Origin of the sequence: Caulobacter segnis, from assembly GCF_003243465.1 — a bacterium.
In the GTDB taxonomy this organism is placed as follows: domain Bacteria; phylum Pseudomonadota; class Alphaproteobacteria; order Caulobacterales; family Caulobacteraceae; genus Caulobacter; species Caulobacter segnis_A.
In genome coordinates this window covers 1-16,841 of sequence record NZ_QFQZ01000023.1, presented here as the reverse complement: position 1 = coordinate 16,841, position 16,841 = coordinate 1, and the positions used below count along the sequence as shown (strand labels likewise).

The window sequence follows — 16,841 nt, the reverse complement described above, 5'->3', positions numbered from 1 at the left end:
CGGCGACCTTGGGATCGCGCGCGAGCCGGCGCCAGATGATCGAGTAATAGAAGGCTTACTTGATGGCGCATCACCGACTGGTCTCGACCCCCGACACGATCCGTTTCGGCATGTTCGACGCGGCGTTCGATCCCGTGCTGACCGTGGCCTCGGGCGACAGCGTCACCTTCGAATGCGTCTCGGGCGGCGTCGAGGTCATGCCGCCGCCAGGTTCGCCCTACGCCGTGCCGCCGGTGCTCCAGGCGATCCACGACAGCAAGCCTGAACGGATCGGGCCGCACATTCTGACGGGACCGGTCGCCATCGCCGGCGCCGAGCCGGGCGACATGCTGGAGGTCAGGATCGAGGCGATCGAGCCGAACAACGACTGGGGCTATTGCGCGGTGCGTCCCCTGGCCGGCACGATCCCCGAGGACTTCCCCGAGCGCTATGTCAGCCACATCGCCGTCGACCGCGCGCGCGGCGTCTGCAAGCCCGAGTGGGGCCCGGAGCTGCCGCTGGCGCCGTTCTTCGGCACCATGGGCGTGGCGCCGCCCGCGCGCTACGGGCGCCTTTCCAGCCGCGAGCCGCGCGAGCACGGCGGCAACATGGATAACAAGGAGCTGGTCGCCGGCTCGACCCTCTATCTGCCCGTCTGGGTCCCCGGCGCGAACTTTTCGGTCGGCGACGGCCATGGCCGCCAGGGCGATGGCGAGGTCTGCGTCAACGCGCTGGAGATGGGCCTGACCGGGACCTTCACCTTCGTCCTGCACAAGAAGGCCACTGGGGCCGCCGACGCCGCCGTCTTCGCCTGGCCCCGCGCCGAGACGCCGACCCACTACGTGCTGATGGGCTTCAACGAGGACCTGGACCTGGCCATGAAACAGGCCCTGCGCCAGACGATCGATTTCATCACCGCCCGTTCGAACCTGACCCGCGTCCAGGCCTACCAGTTCTGTTCCCTGGCCGTGGACTTCCGCGTCACCCAGACCGTCAATGGCGAGAAGGGGGTGCATGCGCTGCTCAAGAAGGGGCTGCTGTTCTAGAGAGCGGGTTCCCGCAACCCTCGTTCGATGGCTACGTTGAACCTCATGAGCGCGAAGGCGCGCCCTGGGAGGCTAACGCATGAAGACGATCCTGCCCGTCGTGGCGCTGCTGGCGCTGGCCGCCTGTTCGCCGTCGACCGAAGACAAGAAGACCGCCGAGCCGCCGCTGGTCGCCGCGCCGCCGGCTTCCGCCGCGCTGAAACCGCCGAAGGCCGACATCCCGGCCGGCGACTACCTGCTGGACAAGTCGCACGCCACCCTGGTGTTCCGGGTCAGCCACCTCGGCTTCTCGCACTACACGGCGGCCTTCGCGACCTTCGACGCCAAGCTCAGGTTCGACCAGAACAACGCCGTCGCCAGCGCGGTCGAGGCGACGATCGATCCCAAGTCCCTGACCCTGCCGTCGCCGCCGGAGGGTTTCCTGGCGCAGCTGATCGGGCCGCAGTGGCTGAACACCGGAACCTATCCGTCGATCACCTTCCGTTCGACCAAGGTCGAGGTGACAGGGCCGGACACCGGCAAGGTCACCGGTGACCTGACCCTGCACGGGGTCACCAAGCCGGTCACCTTGGACGTCACCTATAACGGCGGCTATACCGGCCATCCGATGGATCCGCACGCGCGGGTCGGCTTCTCGGCCAGGGGCGTCTTCAAGCGCTCGGACTTCGGGATCGCCTATGGCGTTCCGGCCCCGGGCACGACCATGGGCGTCGGCGACGAGGTCGAGGTGCAGATCGAGGCCGAGTTCACGGGCCCGCCGCTGGTCAACGCGCCGCCGGCGCAGCCGCCCGCGTAGCCTCTACCGGGCCCCGCGCGTCAGGTAGCCTTCAAGCAGCGCCAGGGCATGGTCGAGCCGCGCCTTGCGCCATTCGGGCGCGCTCATGTCGGTGTCCAGCGTCGCAGACAGCGAGTAGCCGTTGGCCAGATGAAAGCGGCTCATGGCGGCGATGGTCACATAGATCTGCACCGGATCTAGCGCCGGGCCGAACACGCCCTGGTCCTGGCCGCTTTTGATCAGCCGCTCGATCGTGCGGCGCAGCGGGAAGGCGGTCTCGGTCACCACCCGCGACTGCGCAGCGAACTTGCCGTGCTGCAGGTTCTCGTTGCGCAGCAGGCCCTCGAACTTCGGGTTCTTCTCGAAGTAGTCGAAGGTGAAGCGCTGCAGCTCAAGGAAGCCTTCCAGCGGCTTGTCGAAGTCGATCTTTAGCTCCGCCTCGCGGGCCCGCAGGTCCATATAGGCGCTTTCGAGGACGGCCATGTACAGGCCCTTCTTGTCCCCGAAGTAGTGGTACAGCATGCGGATGTTGCACTTGGCGGCCTTGACGATCCTCTCGATCCGGGCCCCCGCGAACCCCGCCTGGGCGAACTCCTTCAGGGCCGCGGCCAGGATCGCCTTGCGCGTCCGCTCGGCGTTGCGCTTGCGCGGCGTGGCTTCACTCTCGGCCTTCGGGTTCGCGTCCAGGACGGCGTCGGTCGTCACGGGATCTTGGCTCCCTGCTTGATCCAGGCGCCCAGCTGGGCGCGCTCCTCTTCGGTCATGCCCGTCTCGTTGCCAAGAGGCATGCTGGTCGAGAGGACCGCGCGTTCGTTTATTTTCGGTGCGTAGGCCTGGATATGCGCAGGGGTGTCGAAGGTCGCGCCCAAAGGCGGGGCGGAAAAGCCGGCGTGGGTAGGCGCCGCGGCATGGCACATGACGCAGTGCTTCTGAATGATTCCCTGGGCGGTCGCGAACGGGACCTCGCCGCTGACCTCGATCTTGTCCTTGGGCTTGATCGAGGCGATCGCCGTGGCGCCGAAGATCAGCATCGCGCCGACGAACAGCAGCTCGTGGCGGACCCTGCCGAAATGGCGCTGGATGAAGAAGTAGCGTATCGCGATGGCGCCGGCGCTGATCATGGCCAGCAGCAGCCAGGCCCTCGGGTGACCCGAGATGGCCGGATAGTGGTTGCTGATCATGATGAAGATGACCGGCAAGGTCATATGGGTGTTGTGCACCGATCGCTGCTTGCCCATCGCGCCGAGGCGCGGATCGACGGGGCGGCCGGCCAGCATGTCGGCGACGATCTTGCGCTGGTTGGGGATGATGACCAGGAAGACGTTCCCGACCATGCAGGTGCCGATGATCGCGCCGACGTGGATGAAGGCGCCGCGGTCCGAGAACAGCTGGGTCAACGCCCAGGTGGCGGCGGTCAGAAGCGCGAACCAGACCACGCCGAACAGCTTGCCGTTCTTGCCCAAGGGCGAGCGGCACAGGGCTTCGTAGGTCACAAGGCCGCCAAGGATGAAGGCCAGGCCCACGCCGATCGCCTGGGCCTGGCTGAAGGCGTGCTTGGCCGGGTCGATCAGATAGACCGGCGCGCCGACATAGTAGAGCACCGTCAGCAAGGCGAAACCGGACAGCCAGGTGGTGTAGGCCTCCCACTTGAACCAGTGCAGGTGCTCGGGCATGTGCGCCGGCGCGACCATGTATTTCTGGGAATGATAGAAGCCGCCGCCGTGCACGGCCCACAGCTCGCCCTTCACCCCGTCCTTCGGCGGGTTCGGATCGCGCAGATTGTTGTCCAGCCAGACGAAGTAGAAGGACGCGCCGATCCAGGCCACGCCCGCCACCACGTGCAGCCACCGCAGGGCCATGCTGGCCCAGCCCGTGAAATCGTAGTCCATCACTCGGTCACCGCATCGAGCAGTCGAAGCTTGGAGATCAGGCCGATCTGGGTGATCGCCTCGGCGATCTCGCTCGCCTCGTCGTTGGAAAGGCGCGCCTGCATGGCCGCCAGGATCGAGGCCTTGTCGTTCAGCCGCACGCAGATGATGAACGGGAAGCCGAAGCGATCGCGATAGGCCGCGTTCAGGTCATGGAAGCGCGCGAACTCCTCGGGCGTGAGCTTGTCGAGGCCGGCGCTGGCCTGCTCGGCGTTGCTCTCGGCCGTCAGCGTCTTGGCGATCGCCGCCTTGCTGGCCAGTTCGGGGTGTGCGCGGATCAGGGCCAGCTTGTCGGCGGTGGTCGCCGCCTCCAGCACCGCCATCATCGCGCGGTGCATGGCCTCGACGCTGGCGAACGGACGCTCGGTCCAGGCGCGCTCGACCACCCAGGGAGAGAGCTCGAAAGCGAAGCCCAGGGCGGTGGTGAAGCCGGTCTGGTTCATGCTGTTCAGCCGAGCCAGGGTCAGGGGGGGCGCGCCGCTCATGACTTGCTCCCTTCATACGGATGCTCGGTGATCCAGTGCCGCGCGATGTCGATGCGCCGGGCCACCCAGACGCGGTCGTGGTTCGTGACGTGCTCCAGGAAGCGCCGCAGGGCGCCGATGCGTCCCGGCTTGCCGACGACGCGGCAGTGCAGGCCCACGCTCATCATCTTGGGCGCGGTCTCGCCCTCCAGATAGAGGGCGTCGAACGCGTCGCGCAGATAGACGAAGAATTGCTCGCCGGTGTTGAAGCCCTGCGCCGCGGTGAAGCGCATGTCGTTGGCTTCCAGGGTGTAGGGCACGATCAACTGCGGGCGGCCGTGCTGGTCGTCCCAGTAGGGCAGGTCGTCGGCGTAGCTGTCGGCGTCGTAGACGAAGCCGCCTTCCTGGGCGACCAGCCGCGCGGTGTTGGGGCTGGTGCGGCCCTGGTACCAGCCCAGCGGACGCTCGCCGGTCAGGCGTTTCTGGATCTCGATGGCGCGCTGGATGTGCTCCATCTCCTGGTCGGGCGTGAAGTGCTGGTAGTCGATCCAGCGATAGCCGTGGCTGGCGATTTCCCAGCCGGACGTCATCATGGCCTCGACGGCGTCCGGGTTGCGCTCCATGGCCTGGGCGACGCCGAACACGGTGAGCGGCAGGCGGAACTCGTCGAACAGCCGCCGGATGCGCCAGAAGCCGGCGCGCGAGCCGTATTCGTAGAGGCTCTCCATCGACATGTGGCGCATGCCCTGGATGGGCTGGGCGCCGACCATCTCCGACAGGAAGAACTCCGAGACGGGATCGCCGTGCAGGACCGACCGCTCGGCGCCTTCCTCGTAGTTCAGCACGAACTGCACGGCGACGCGGGCGTGGTTCGGCCAGCGCGGATGCGGCGGGTGCTCGCCGTAGCCGATGAGGTCGCGGGGGTAGGACGCAGTCATGCCTTCTGCCCCCTCTGGGGGCGGACGACCGCGCGCAGCGCGGTCAGGTGGGGGCGAGTAGGGGGATTTCGCTCTGACTTGCCCCCTCCGCGCTTCGCGCTCCTCCCCCAGAGGGGGAAGACGGTGATGGCCAGCCCGCTCATCCGTACACCTTCGCCGCCGCGTCGACCCCGGCGCCGGCCGGAGCGCTGAAGCCCTCCCAGCGCAGCACCGCCTCCAAGGCCGCCAGGGTCTGCAGCACCGCGTGCTTGCGGGCGTTCACGCCCATGGTCCCGATCCGCCAGATCTTTCCGGTCAGGGGGCCGAAGGCCGAGCCGATCTCGATCTCGAAGTCGGTGCGCATCCGGGCCTTCACGCGATCGTAGTCGACGCCCTCGGGCGCCCAGATGCCGGTGACGTTGGTCATCTTGTGCGCCTTGTCGCCGTAGATGGACAGGCCCATCGCCTCGAGCCCGGCGGTCATGGCCGCGCCGGCCTTGGCGTGGCGCTCGAAGCGCGCCGGCAGCCCTTCCTCCAGCACCAGCCGCGCGCATTCGCGGGCGGCGAACAGCATCGGGGCGCATTCGGTGTGGTGGTTCAGGCGCTTCTCGGACCAGTAGTCCATGATCATCGCCAGATCGAAATAGTTCGAGGCGATCCGCCGGCCGTTCCCCGCCGCGCCGCCGGTTCCGACGAGGCCCTTCTCGACGTGGCGGCGCGAGAAGATGTGCTCGGCCGCCGGGTCGCTGATCGTGATCGGGGCCGAGCCCGACGGGCCGCCCAGGCACTTCTGCAAGCCGGCGGTGACGATGTCCGCCCCCCAGGCGTCGACCGGAACGTCCATGCCCGACAGGGTGGCGGTGGCGTCGACATACATCAGCGCCCCGTGCGCGCGGCAGATCGCGCCGATCTGGTCGAGCGGCTGGGCCATGGTGGTCGAGGTGTCGCCATGCACGCAGGCGACCAGGCGCGGCTTCACGCGCTTCACGGTGTCCTCGACCGCCTGCGGATCGACCACGGTCCCCCACGGGGCCTCGACGAAGGTCACCTTGGCGTCGCAGCGCTCGGCGATCTCGGCCAGCAGCAGGCCAAAGCGGCCGCAATTGACCACCACGACGTCGTCGCCGGGGCACAGCGTCGAGACCAGCGCCGCCTCGATGCCGGCCCGCGACGTCCCGTCGATGGCGAAGGTCCAGCGGTTCTTGGTCTGGAACACCCCGCGATAGAGGGCCATGACCTCGTTCATATAGCCGGTGAACTCGGGGTCGAACTGGCCCAAGAGCTGCACCGACATGGCGCGCAGCACGCGCGGGTGCACGTTGATCGGGCCGGGCCCCATCAGCAGGCGGGCGGGGTGGTCGAGTTCGTGAAAGGTCTCGGTCATGCGCGTTCGCGTCGTTCTAGCTTGTCGATGAAGGTGAGCATGGCGCGGGCCGCCAAGGCGCAGTCGGCCTCGGTCACGGCCTCGGCCGGGTTGTGGCTGATCCCGCCCTCGCAGCGGATGAACAGCATGGCGGTGGGGCAGAGGTCGGCCATCACCATGGCGTCGTGGCCCGCGCCGCTGGGCAGGCGGCGGGCGGGCAGGGAAAGGTCGCTCAGCGCCTCTTCGAGCAAGCCGATCAACGACGGATCGCAGGGGCTCTCGGCGAGGGCCTGCATCAGGTGGATTTCGGCGGTCAGGCCGCGCGCGCCGACGATCGCGTGGATCTCGGCGCAGATGGCGTCGACGGCCGCGTCGCGCGTCGCGGAGGTCTCGGCGCGGATGTCCATCGAGAACTCGACCGCGCCCGGAATGACGTTGAAGGCGCCGGGCAGGGCGCTGATGCGGCCGACCGTGCCGACCAGGCCGTCGGTCCCCGCGCGGCAAATCCGCTCCAGCGCCAGCATGCACTCGGCGGCGGCCGGGCCGGGATCCTTGCGCAGGCCCATCGGCGTCGTGCCGGCGTGGCCGGCCGTCCCGACGATCTTGACCATGATCCGCTTCTGGGCGGCGATGGCGGTGACGACGCCAAGCGGCAGGCCCTCGGCCTCCAGCACAGGGCCCTGCTCGATGTGGGCTTCGAGGAAGGCCAGGACGTCGTCGGGCTTGCGGGCCGCGCTGGCGATTCCGGCCGGATCACCGCCGAACGCCGCGAGCGCCTCGGCCACCGAGACTCCGTCGGCGTCCTTCATCTCCAGCGCCAGAGAGTCCAGCGTCCCGGCGATCGCGCGGCTGCAGCTCATCGAGGCGGGGAAGCGCGAGCCTTCCTCGTCGCCGAACGCCACCACCTCGATCGCGAAGGGCAGGCGGCGGCCGGCGCGATGCAGGGCCTCGACCACGTCGATCCCCAGCATGATCCCCAGCGGGCCGTCATAGCGCCCGCCGTTGCGGACGCTGTCGATGTGCGAGCCGATGATCAGGGCCTTCGCGCCCGGCGCCTCGCCCTCGTAGCGGCCGATCAGGTTGGCGGCGGCGTCGCGGCGGACGCTCATGCCGGCCTGCGCCATCCAGTCTTCCAGCGTGACGAGGGCGGCCGCGTGGGCCGGGGTCAGGAACCGGCGCGTCAGCTGGCCCTCGACCTCGCTATAGGGCGCGAGGCCCAGCCGGTCGCAGCGCGCCCTGGCTCGCACGCCGATGTCGAAACCCCCGGTCAAATTCGCCCTGGCCTCCATCCCTAAGCTCTAGCAGGCTGCGCCCACCGTCTGGTCGCGACAAGCGCTTCCGGTGCGACCTTGCCGCTCAGGCGCCCGCGCGCGCGCCATGTCGAGCAGGCGGCGCCTCTTCATAAGTCATAATTTGCTTACTTAAGGAAGGGTGGCGCGCTCAAGCCTCGCCGGCCGCAAGGGCCAGACGACGCCTTGGGAAGGCTTCAGGCAACTCGTCGCGCAGGAAGGCCATCATCTTCTCACGCACTTCGCAACGCAGGTCGAAGGTCTTGCCGGCGTTGCGGGCGCTGACCAGGCAGCGCACCTCCATGACCTCGGCGGTCAGGTCGGTCACGGCCAGATTCACGACCTTGCCGTCCCACAGGGCGGATGCCTTAGCGACCTCCTCCAGCTTGGCGCGCAGGCGATCTACCGGCGCGGCGGGATCGACATAGAGCATGGCCGTGCCGATCAGGGCCGAGCTTTCGCGGGTCCAGTTCTGGAAAGGCTGCTGGATGAAGTAGCTGAGCGGCAGCACCATCCGCCGCCAGTCCCACAGGCGCACGACGACGTAGGTGGCGGTGATCTCCTCGATGTTCCCCCATTCCTTCTCGACGATGACGGCGTCGTCGATGCGGATGGGCTGGGTGACCGCGATCTGGATGCCGGCGATCAGGTTGGTCAGCAGCGGCTGCAGGGCGAGGCCGACGATCAAGCTGGCCGCGCCGCCCGCCGCCAGCAGGCTGACGCCCCACTGGCGCACGCCGGGAATGGTCATCAGGGCGAGGGCCACGGTGACGATGCCCACGAGGATCGCCACGGCCCGGCGCAGGATCCGCACCTGGGTCACATGCTTGCGGGCCAGCAGGTTGTCCTCGACGTCGACCTTGAAGCCCCGCAGGTAGAGGGCCGCGCCGATGTCGAGGGCGGTCAGGGCCATCCAGCCCAGCAGCAGGATGAACAGCACCAGCAGCACATGGCGGGCGGCGTCGGCCTGGCCGCCGGTCAGCGGGGCGGCGGACACGGCCGGGCCCAGGGCGGCGACGATCATCGCCAGGCGGGTCGGCCGGCGGGTGCGCGCGATCAGCGCCTGCCAGAAGGCCTCGCGCTTGGAGAGGGTGCGGCGGATCAGGCGCACCGCCACGGCGTGGACCAGCAGAGCCAGCACCAGGGCCAGGCCGATCAGGACCAGGCTGACCAGCCATGGCGGCGCCCAGGCCGCCATCGCGGTCGACGCCGCGAGCCCGTTGAAGAAGTCTTGCATGCCAGGGCGAACGCGCGGAGGCCGTCATGGCTCCCGCGCCGTGCCCAGAGCGGGGCTCAGGCGACGGGCCGCATCCGGTAATGGCTGACGCCCCACTCCTCGCCGCCGCGATGGCCGAACAGGCCGGCGGTCGCCAGGAAGAACAGCCGCCAGCGACGGCGCCAGACCGTGGCGTGCGGGCCGTAGACCTCCGCCAGGATCGGGTCGATCGTGGCGCGCTTGGCGTCGAAGTTCTCCAGCCACTGGCGGGCGGTGCGGGCGTAGTGCTCCCCGTTCCAGCGCCAGTCGGCCTCGACCGCGAACAGGTCCGGGAACTGCCGGGGCAGGTCGTGGCTGGGCATCACCCCGCCGCTGAAGAAATACTGGGCGATCCAGTCGGCGGGGTCATCGACCTCGAACCGGTAGGGCGTGTTCTTGTGGGTGAAGACGTGCAGGAACAGCAGCCCCTCGGGCTTCAGCCAGCCGCGCACGCGGGTCAGGAGGGCGCGCCAGTTGGACATGTGCTCGAACATCTCGACCGAGACCACGCGGTCGAAGCGCTGGTCGGTCTGGAAGTCGTTCATGTCGGCCGTGACGACGGTCAGGTTGGAAAGACCGCGCGCCGCCGCTCGGCCCTCGATGAAGGCGCGCTGCGAGGCCGAGTTCGAGACCGAGGTGATCCTGGCGTTCGGATAGCGCGCGGCCATCCACAGCGACAGCGAGCCCCAGCCGCAGCCCAGCTCCAGGATGACCTGGCCGTCGCGCAGGTCGGCGTGCTCGGCGGTTTCGCGCAGGGCGGCCGCTTCGCCTTCAGCGAGCGTGGTCGCGCCGCGCGGATAGAGGCCGCTGGAATATTTCAGGTTCGGCCCCAGCACCGCCTCGAAGAAGGGCGCCGGCAGCTCGTAGTGCTGGGCGTTGGCGGCGTCCGTATGGGTCGCGATCGGCCGCGTCTCCATCTCGCGCGCGAAGGTCGCCGAGGCGCCGGGCGGGGCCTTGCCGAGACGGCGGCGGGCGTCGCCGACCAGGAAGTCGATGGCCGCGCGGGAGACCGCGTCTGGCATGGGCGCGTCCTCGAACGCGTGGATCGCCGCCTTCACCAAGCTCATGGCCGTTCTCCCTGGCTAGCCTTCACAGGTTACGAAGCGAGAGCGCCAGCGGATGGGTCCGAGCGACGACCCTTTCGCGTCAGGCTTTCATCCAGGCGTCCAGGTCTTCCAGCGCCCGGATGCTCATCAGGCGCTTCTTGGCCCGGCCGCGTTCCTTCAGCGGGATCTTCTTGCCGTCCTCGTCGACCTTGGGCGCCTCCAGCGGCGGCAGCAGGCCGTAGTTGATGTTCATCGGCTGGAAGCTGCCGCCGTCCAGGTGCCCGCCGGTGATGTGCTCGACCAGCGCGCCCAGGGCGGTGGTGGGCGGCGGGGCGTCGATCGGCGCGCCCTTGCGGTCGGCGGCGGCGAAGCGGCCGGTCAATAGGCCCATGGCCGCGCTCTCGACATAGCCTTCGACCCCGGTGACCTGGCCGGCGAAGCGCAGGCGCGGCTGGGCCTTCATGCGCAGCGACTTGTCCAAGAGCTTGGGCGAATTGATGAAGGTGTTGCGGTGCAGGCCGCCCAGGCGCGCGAACTGGGCGTCTTCCAGGCCCGGGATCATCCGGAAGGTCTCGGCCTGGACGCCGTGCTTCAGCTTGGTCTGGAAGCCGACCATGTTCCACAGGGTGCCCAGCGCATTGTCCTGGCGCAGCTGGACGATGGCGTAGGCCTTGACCGTCGGATCGCGCGGATTGGTCAGGCCCACCGGCTTCATCGGGCCATGGCGCAGGGTCTCGCGGCCGCGCTCGGCCATCACCTCGATCGGCAGGCAGCCATCGAAATAGGGGACGTTCTCCCATTCCTTGAATTCGGACTTGGGACCGGCCAGCAGGGCGTCGATGAAGGCCTCGTACTGGTCCTTGTTCATCGGGCAGTTGATGTAGGCGGCCGCGTCGCCGCCGGGTCCTTCCTTGTCGTAGCGGGACTGGCGCCAGGCGACGTCCATGTTGATCGAGTCGTAGTGGATGATCGGCGCGATGGCGTCGAAGAAGCTGAGCTGGCCTTCGCCGGTCAGGTCCAGGATCGCCTGGGCCAGGGCGGGCGAGGTCAGGGGGCCCGTGGCGACGATCACGTTGTCCCACCCATTCGTTCCATCGGCGGCGGGCGGCAGGCCGGCGATCTCCTCGCGGACGATCGTGACCAGCGGATGCTGGGACAGGCGCTTGGTGACCTCGGCCGAGAAGCCGTCGCGGTCGACGGCCAGGGCGCCGCCGGCCGGCACCTGATGCTGGTCGGCGCAGGACATGATCAGGCTGTCGAGCTTGCGCATCTCGGCGTGCAGCAGGCCCACGGCGTTGAACTGCCAGTCGTCCGAGCGGAACGAGTTCGAGCAGACCATCTCGGCCAGGCCGTCGGTCTGGTGGGCGTCTGTGCGGATCTCTTTTATTTGCCCTATCGCTTCGCTGCTTGAGGGCGGGCCGATCACCTCGTCCCGGCGCATTTCGTGCAGGATCACCGGCACGCCGCTCTGGGCGATCTGCCAGGCGGCTTCGGAGCCGGCCAGGCCCCCGCCGACGACGTGGATGGGCTGATGGGTCGCATTCGTGGTCATGGCGCGCCCTATACCCCCGGCTGTCGCTCGGCGAAACCTCGTGTAGGCTGATGGTTCGGGGCGCGTGGTTCGCGCGTCCGGAGACCCTGGGGAGGGGATATGGCGAGATTCTCGGTGGGCGAGGCGGCGACCTCCGGCTTTAGCGTGGTCGTGCGGCATCCCCTGGCGGTGCTGGGCTGGGCCGTGGCCCTGGTGGTCGGGATGATCCTCCCGGCCGTGATGGCGATCTTCTGGCTGGGGCCGGATTTCCTGCGCCTGATCCAGCTGGCCATGACCAGCACGGGCGCCGCGCCAGACTCCGAGACGATACAGGAGATCGTCCAGGCGCAGTCGGGCATGACCGCCTTCAACCTGCTGTACTGGCTGTGGGGCTCGTTCGTGCGGGCGGTGATCTGCGGGGCGGTGTTCCGCGCGGTGCTGATGCCGCAGGCGTCCGCCTGGGCCTCCCTGCGGATCAGCGGGCGCGAGCTCTGGATGACCCTGCTGTTCGTGGTCGAGCAGGTGCTGGCGATGATCGTGATCTTCATCGTCGCCTTGCTGATCGTCATCCTGACGGCGGTGGTCGCGGTCAGCGGCGGCGAGCAGGCCAAGACCACGGCGATCATCGTCGCCTCGTCCGCCAGCGCGATCGCCCTCGGGGTGTTTATCTGGGTGGCGCTGCGCCTGTCGCTGGCCGCGCCGATGACCTTCGCCGACGCCCAGTTCCGGCTGTTCGAGTCGTGGACCGAGACGCGCGGCCAGGGCTGGCGCCTGCTGGGCGTGGCGGTGCTGCTGGTGATCTTCGTCCTGCTGATGGAGATGCTGGTCGGGGCGGCGGCGTTCGGCGTGATCGTCGCGGCGGGCGGCTCGCTGGAGGCGATCCGCGGCCACGGCGCGCTGGAGGCCTTCATCTCGCGGCCGCCGATCGCGCTGCTGACCGACCTCTGGCCCTGGCTGCTGGGGCTCGGCGCTCTGGCCTCGGTGTTCAGCGCGGTGGTCCACGCCGTGTTCTTCGCGCCGTGGGCCTTCGCGCATAAGGCCTTGACCGCGGAGGGCTAGCGACGCATCGCCAAGACCTTAGACTGTCTGGGATCGCGCCGACTCGCGGAGGAGCGACGCGGAAGGGAAGCTTGATCTGATGTCGGACGAAGCGGCCAGCGTGGGCGGCGTGCTGCGGGCGGGGGTTTCCAGCCTGCGGCCGGCCTGGACGTCATGCTGGGCGGCCCTGCTGGCGTCCGTGGTCCTGACCGTCGTCGGGACCGTGCTGCCGCCGGGCGGCCGGCCCCTCGCCGCGATCGTGGCGGTGGTGATCGCCCAAGGCGCGCTGTTTCGCCTGCTGTTCGGCCGGGCCGGCGGCCTGAAGGGCCTGCGCTGGGGCGCCGAAGAATGGCGGCTGCTGGGGGCGCACCTGCTGGTGCTGGCGCTCTTCCTGCTGATCGGCTCCATCCTGCTGGTGGTCATCGGCGCCATCGCGCTGGGCGTCGCCCGCGCCAGCGCGCCGCAGCTCGACGTCGGCTCGGCGGCGGCCTGGAAGCTGGCCCTGGCCCAGGCCGGTCCGGCCGGCTTCGTCGCCGGAGCCGCGCCGGTGGCGGGTGTCGCCATCATGGTCTGGCTTGGCTTGCGGCTGTCCTTCACCGCGCCGGCGACGGTCGCCCAGTCCGGGGTCCGGGTGCTGAGCGCCTTTCCGCTGACCAGGGGCAAGGTCCCGCTGCTGCTGGCCGTCGCCTTGATGCTGTCCGCTCCAGTGATCGTCGCGGCCGCCGTGCTGGGCTGGACCAGCGCCGCCAGCCCGGTCGAGGTCGCGGTCCTGGCGCTTCTTACCTACGTTTTCCTCGCGCCGGCCTGGTCCGGCGCCCTGGCCCATCTCTACCGCCAAAGCGCGGCCACGCAGGACGCCTAGATGTCAGTTCGCCCCACCGACGCGGCTCTCGAAGGCCTTCGCATCATGCGGCGCAAGCCGCTGGCGGTGCTGGCCTGGGCGGCCTTCTCGCTGGTCATGCTGCCGATCCTGGGCCTGATCGCCAAGATCATGCTGGGCGACGAAGGGCGCGCGGCCCTGGCCGGCCGCGTGGGCTCGGCCGATCCGCGCGAGCTGCTCGACCTGGTCACGCACCTGGGCGGGGCCATGGTGCTGCTGGTCGCCCTGGCCCTGGTGCTGGGCGCGGTGCTGCAGGCGGCGATCATCCGCGCGGTGATCGCGCCCGCCGACGACCGCTTCGCCTATCTGCGGCTGGGCAAGGAAGAGGTGCAGCTGCTGATCGTCTCGCTGATCGCCTGGGCGGCGGCGCTGGGCGTGACCGTGATCCCGTCGGGGGCGGTGGTTCTGGGCGCGGCCCTGCTGTCGGGCGCGGCGGCCGGCTGGTTCGCGACCCTGGGAGCGCTGGCGGTGCTGGGGCTGTCGATGTGGGTCGCCGTGCGGCTGTCGCTGCTGGGGCCGCACGCCTTCTCCCATCACCACATCGACGTCCGCGCCGCCTGGATCCAGACCCACGGCCAGTTCTTCCGGCTGCTGGCGATGTTCGCCATGACCATCGTGCTGACCGCGCTGGTCTCGGTCGTCGGGACCATGGTGTCGAGCGTGCTGGGCAATGTGGTCGGCGGCGGGGTCGAGCCGGCGAGCGCCGGGATGGCCGCCAACCATCCGCGGCTGATCCTGATCCTGCTGGCCAGCCTGCTGCTGTCGCCGATTTTCCTCACCCTGCAGACGGTGATCCTGGTCGCCGCGCCGGCCAAGGCCTTCGCCCACCTGAACCAGGACGAGATCGACGCCGGCCTGCACGACTAAGTCGGAAAGGTCAGGCGCCCGCGCTGGGCCGCGCGGCCATCCGCGCCCGCCAGGCCAGCACGTTCTTGGCCTCGGCCGGCGTGGGCAGGCCGATGAAGTCGGCGAAGTCCAGGGTGGTCTGGCCCACGATGTCGGCCATCGTATAGGCCTCGCCGGTCAGGTGAGGACGGCCGTCGGCGAGCTCGCCGTCCAGCCAGAGCAGGGCCCTGTCGACCACTTCGCGGTTCGACTCGCCGAATTCCGTGTGCTGCTTGAGCAGGTGCGCGGTGAACGGGTGGGCGTGGCGCCAGAACATGCCGATCGGGACCATCAGGCGCAGCTCGATGCGCCGCGTCCACATCTCGACCTGAGCCTGCTCCAGGGGCGTGACCCCGAACAGGGGCGGAGCCGGGTTCAGCGCCTCGAAATAGCGGCAGATGGCGACGGTCTCGCTGATCGTCGTCCCGTCGTCGAGCTCCAGCACCGGCACCTGGCCGAGGCTGTTGCGGGCCAGGTGTTCGGGCTGGCGATGGCCGCCCTGGCGCAGGCCGATATGGACCTCGGGAACCTCGATCCCCTTCTCGGCCAGAAAGATCCGCACCCGGCGCGGATTGGGGGCCGGCATGGCCTCGCCGTAAAGCTTCATGATCGCGCATCCTCTCCCGATTCAAACGGATGTTAGGGGCGCGGACGGCGCGATCGCAAGGCGGTGCGAAAAACCCGACGGCGACCCTGTCGAAGCCGTGCAAACCTTGTTAGGGCTAGGGCCAGTCCGCAAAGCAAGAGTACGACATGTCCAGGTTCTCGGCCTCCGACGCCGCCTTCTCCGGGTTTCGACTGGTGCGGGAGAACTTGAAGGCCATCGCCGTCTGGGCGGCGGTCATGACCGTGCTGTCGATCGTCTCGAACGTGCTGGCGATCCAGTACTTCGGGCCCAAGCTCGAGGCGCTGACCTCTTACATCTCCGACACCAACAATCCGGACCCTGAAGAGGCTCTGCGCCGCGTCGCGGACCTGGCGCCGCTGGTGCTGTGGTCGCTGCCTTACAGCCTCGTCGTCAACGGCGTGATCTTCGCCGCGCTCAACCGTCTGGTGCTGCGGCCTCAGGACAGCCGCTTCGCCTATCTGCGGCTGGGCAAGGACGAACTGAGGCAGGCCGCGGTCTGGGTCGTGACCAGCCTGATCCTGATGGGCGTGCTGTTCGCCGGCGCGCTGCTGACGGGCTTCCTGGGCGCGATGGGCGGTCCGACCGGTGGTTTCCTAGGCATGCTCAGCCTGCTCGGCTCGCTGTGCGCCGTGGTCTATGGGGCCGTCCGCCTGTCCTTCGCGCCGGCCGTCACCTTCGAGACGGGCAAGCTGACCATCCTCAAGTCGCTGCCGGAGACCAAGGGCCTGTTCTGGCCGCTGCTGGGCGCCTACCTGCTGGCGACCGTGATGAGCATCATCGTGGTGCTGCTGATCTGGACCATCGTCTCGGCGATCGGCCTGATCGCTTCGGGCGACCTGTCCGCGACCGGCCAGATGATGCGGACCGACACCAGCTCGCTGCAGGCCTATTTCACGCCGGCCGGCATCGTCCAGGCGCTGTTCTCCGGGCTGATCTCGATCCTGACGACGCTGATCGTCTTCGGCCCCGCGCCGACCATCTATCGCGAGCTGAAGGGCGGTTCGCCGGGCGCGGCGGGCGGCGGCTGGTAAGACAGGCGCCCCTATTCGTGTCATCCCGGCCGTAGCGCGAAGCGCGGAGAGCCGGGACCTGCGCCTGGCCCCTGGGTCCCGGATAGCCTCTGCGAGGCTTCCGGGATGACACGCTGATGGAGCGTGAAAAGCGCTAGGCGCTCTTCACCTTCTTCTTCAGCTCCGCCACCCGCGCCTTGCGGCGCTCCTCGTGGCGGTCCAGCAGCTCCTTCAGGTAGCGGCCGGTCCAGCTGGCCTCGACCTTGGCCACGTCCTGGGGCGAGCCCACGGCGACGATCTCACCGCCGCCGTCGCCGCCCTCGGGGCCGAAGTCGAGCAGCCAGTCGGCGGTCTTCACGACGTCGAGATTGTGCTCGATGACGACCACGGTGTTGCCCTGGTCGGCCAGCTCGTGCAGCACCTCGAGCAGCTTCTTGGTGTCCTCGAAGTGCAGGCCGGTGGTCGGCTCGTCGAGGATGTACAGCGTCCGACCCGTGGCCCGGCGCGACAGCTCCTTGGACAGCTTCACCCGCTGCGCCTCGCCGCCCGACAGGGTCGTGGCCTGCTGGCCGACCTTGATGTAGCTGAGGCCGACGCGCTTGAGCGTCTCCATCTTGTCGCGGATCGGCGGCACGGCCTTGAAGAAGTCGGCGGCCTCCTCGACGGTCATGTCCAGGACGTCGGCGATCGTCTTGCCCTTGAACACCACGTCCAGGGTCTCGCGGTTGTAGCGCTTGCCCTTGCAGACGTCGCAGGTGACGTAGACGTCGGGCAGGAAGTGCATCTCGATCTTGATGACGCCGTCGC

General features: G+C 69.0%; 17 protein-coding genes. 6 read left to right on the top strand and 11 right to left on the bottom strand.

Features of this window, described 5'->3' with window-relative positions:
* The first annotated feature begins 59 nt into the window (after nucleotides 1–59).
* A complete protein-coding gene (locus DI526_RS09440; protein ID WP_304276921.1) occupies nucleotides 60–1,025 on the top strand; it encodes an acetamidase/formamidase family protein in 966 nt (321 codons plus the stop codon).
* Nucleotides 1,026–1,104: 79 nt separating this feature from the next.
* Nucleotides 1,105–1,821, top strand: a complete 717-nt coding sequence (locus tag DI526_RS09435) for a YceI family protein (RefSeq protein ID WP_304276918.1) — start codon at nucleotides 1,105–1,107, stop codon at nucleotides 1,819–1,821.
* A gap of 3 nt (nucleotides 1,822–1,824) precedes the next feature.
* Here the strand turns inward: DI526_RS09435 and DI526_RS09430 are convergent, their stop codons facing one another.
* From DI526_RS09430 to trmFO, 9 genes are all read right to left on the bottom strand, one after another.
* On the bottom strand, nucleotides 1,825–2,505 hold the full coding sequence (locus DI526_RS09430) for a TetR family transcriptional regulator (protein ID WP_304276916.1): 681 nt from the start codon (nucleotides 2,503–2,505) through the stop codon (nucleotides 1,825–1,827).
* The gene (locus tag DI526_RS09425; RefSeq protein ID WP_304276913.1) at nucleotides 2,502–3,689 is read right to left on the bottom strand and encodes a urate hydroxylase PuuD; all 1,188 of its coding nucleotides are present in this window, start codon (nucleotides 3,687–3,689) and stop codon (nucleotides 2,502–2,504) included. The genes DI526_RS09430 and DI526_RS09425 overlap by 4 nt, the downstream gene beginning before the upstream one ends.
* Nucleotides 3,689–4,213, bottom strand: coding sequence for a 2-oxo-4-hydroxy-4-carboxy-5-ureidoimidazoline decarboxylase (uraD, locus tag DI526_RS09420; RefSeq protein ID WP_304276909.1), 525 nt, complete (start codon nucleotides 4,211–4,213; stop codon nucleotides 3,689–3,691). The genes DI526_RS09425 and uraD overlap by 1 nt, the downstream gene beginning before the upstream one ends.
* Entirely contained in the window at nucleotides 4,210–5,130 is a 921-nt protein-coding gene (gene puuE, locus DI526_RS09415) for an allantoinase PuuE (protein WP_304276906.1), read from the bottom strand. The genes uraD and puuE overlap by 4 nt, the downstream gene beginning before the upstream one ends.
* A 139-nt stretch (nucleotides 5,131–5,269) precedes the next feature.
* Nucleotides 5,270–6,493: an alanine--glyoxylate aminotransferase family protein gene (locus tag DI526_RS09410; protein ID WP_304276904.1), complete on the bottom strand. Its 1,224-nt coding sequence runs from the start codon at nucleotides 6,491–6,493 to the stop codon at nucleotides 5,270–5,272.
* A complete protein-coding gene (locus tag DI526_RS09405) occupies nucleotides 6,490–7,743 on the bottom strand; it encodes an allantoate amidohydrolase (protein ID WP_304276899.1) in 1,254 nt (417 codons plus the stop codon). Before DI526_RS09405 ends, DI526_RS09410 begins: the two co-directional genes overlap by 4 nt.
* A gap of 169 nt (nucleotides 7,744–7,912) precedes the next feature.
* Entirely contained in the window at nucleotides 7,913–8,998 is a 1,086-nt protein-coding gene (locus tag DI526_RS09400; protein ID WP_304276896.1) for a mechanosensitive ion channel family protein, read from the bottom strand.
* Nucleotides 8,999–9,054: 56 nt separating this feature from the next.
* Nucleotides 9,055–10,083, bottom strand: coding sequence for a cyclopropane-fatty-acyl-phospholipid synthase family protein (locus tag DI526_RS09395; protein WP_304276893.1), 1,029 nt, complete (start codon nucleotides 10,081–10,083; stop codon nucleotides 9,055–9,057).
* 79 nt (nucleotides 10,084–10,162) lie between these two features.
* Nucleotides 10,163–11,614, bottom strand: a complete 1,452-nt coding sequence (trmFO, locus tag DI526_RS09390; protein WP_304276889.1) for a methylenetetrahydrofolate--tRNA-(uracil(54)-C(5))-methyltransferase (FADH(2)-oxidizing) TrmFO — start codon at nucleotides 11,612–11,614, stop codon at nucleotides 10,163–10,165.
* 99 nt (nucleotides 11,615–11,713) lie between these two features.
* On the opposite strand from trmFO, the gene DI526_RS09385 reads away from it, so the two are divergent.
* From DI526_RS09385 to DI526_RS09375, 3 genes are all read left to right on the top strand, one after another.
* Nucleotides 11,714–12,652 (top strand): hypothetical protein, encoded by a 939-nt coding sequence (locus DI526_RS09385; protein ID WP_304276887.1) that lies wholly within the window; start codon nucleotides 11,714–11,716, stop codon nucleotides 12,650–12,652.
* Between the two features lie 79 nt (nucleotides 12,653–12,731).
* On the top strand, nucleotides 12,732–13,493 hold the full coding sequence (locus DI526_RS09380; RefSeq protein ID WP_304276884.1) for a hypothetical protein: 762 nt from the start codon (nucleotides 12,732–12,734) through the stop codon (nucleotides 13,491–13,493).
* On the top strand, nucleotides 13,494–14,378 hold the full coding sequence (locus tag DI526_RS09375) for a hypothetical protein (protein ID WP_304276882.1): 885 nt from the start codon (nucleotides 13,494–13,496) through the stop codon (nucleotides 14,376–14,378). It begins immediately after the preceding gene.
* A gap of 10 nt (nucleotides 14,379–14,388) precedes the next feature.
* Here DI526_RS09375 and DI526_RS09370 read toward each other — a convergent pair whose 3' ends face one another.
* Nucleotides 14,389–15,003, bottom strand: a complete 615-nt coding sequence (locus DI526_RS09370; protein ID WP_304276880.1) for a glutathione S-transferase family protein — start codon at nucleotides 15,001–15,003, stop codon at nucleotides 14,389–14,391.
* Nucleotides 15,004–15,149: 146 nt separating this feature from the next.
* On the opposite strand from DI526_RS09370, the gene DI526_RS09365 reads away from it, so the two are divergent.
* Nucleotides 15,150–16,055: a hypothetical protein gene (locus tag DI526_RS09365; protein ID WP_304276878.1), complete on the top strand. Its 906-nt coding sequence runs from the start codon at nucleotides 15,150–15,152 to the stop codon at nucleotides 16,053–16,055.
* Nucleotides 16,056–16,188: 133 nt separating this feature from the next.
* Here DI526_RS09365 and DI526_RS09360 read toward each other — a convergent pair.
* The coding region (locus tag DI526_RS09360; RefSeq protein WP_304276876.1) for an ATP-binding cassette domain-containing protein at nucleotides 16,189–16,841 on the bottom strand (653 nt) is incomplete at its 5' end.

Bases quoted from the DNA above. Each gene is read 5' to 3' on its own strand.
- DI526_RS09435 (WP_304276918.1), top strand. From the start codon at position 1,105: ATGAAGACGATCCTGCCCGTCGTGGCGCTGCTGGCGCTGGCCGCCTGT.
- DI526_RS09425 (WP_304276913.1), bottom strand. From the start codon at position 3,689: ATGGACTACGATTTCACGGGCTGGGCCAGCATGGCCCTGCGGTGGCTG.
- uraD (WP_304276909.1), bottom strand. From the start codon at position 4,213: ATGAGCGGCGCGCCCCCCCTGACCCTGGCTCGGCTGAACAGCATGAAC.
- puuE (WP_304276906.1), bottom strand. From the start codon at position 5,130: ATGACTGCGTCCTACCCCCGCGACCTCATCGGCTACGGCGAGCACCCG.
- DI526_RS09410 (WP_304276904.1), bottom strand. From the start codon at position 6,493: ATGACCGAGACCTTTCACGAACTCGACCACCCCGCCCGCCTGCTGATG.
- DI526_RS09400 (WP_304276896.1), bottom strand. From the start codon at position 8,998: ATGCAAGACTTCTTCAACGGGCTCGCGGCGTCGACCGCGATGGCGGCC.
- DI526_RS09395 (WP_304276893.1), bottom strand. From the start codon at position 10,083: ATGAGCTTGGTGAAGGCGGCGATCCACGCGTTCGAGGACGCGCCCATG.
- trmFO (WP_304276889.1), bottom strand. From the start codon at position 11,614: ATGACCACGAATGCGACCCATCAGCCCATCCACGTCGTCGGCGGGGGC.
- DI526_RS09385 (WP_304276887.1), top strand. From the start codon at position 11,714: ATGGCGAGATTCTCGGTGGGCGAGGCGGCGACCTCCGGCTTTAGCGTG.
- DI526_RS09380 (WP_304276884.1), top strand. From the start codon at position 12,732: ATGTCGGACGAAGCGGCCAGCGTGGGCGGCGTGCTGCGGGCGGGGGTT.
- DI526_RS09375 (WP_304276882.1), top strand. From the start codon at position 13,494: ATGTCAGTTCGCCCCACCGACGCGGCTCTCGAAGGCCTTCGCATCATG.
- DI526_RS09370 (WP_304276880.1), bottom strand. From the start codon at position 15,003: ATGAAGCTTTACGGCGAGGCCATGCCGGCCCCCAATCCGCGCCGGGTG.
- DI526_RS09365 (WP_304276878.1), top strand. From the start codon at position 15,150: ATGTCCAGGTTCTCGGCCTCCGACGCCGCCTTCTCCGGGTTTCGACTG.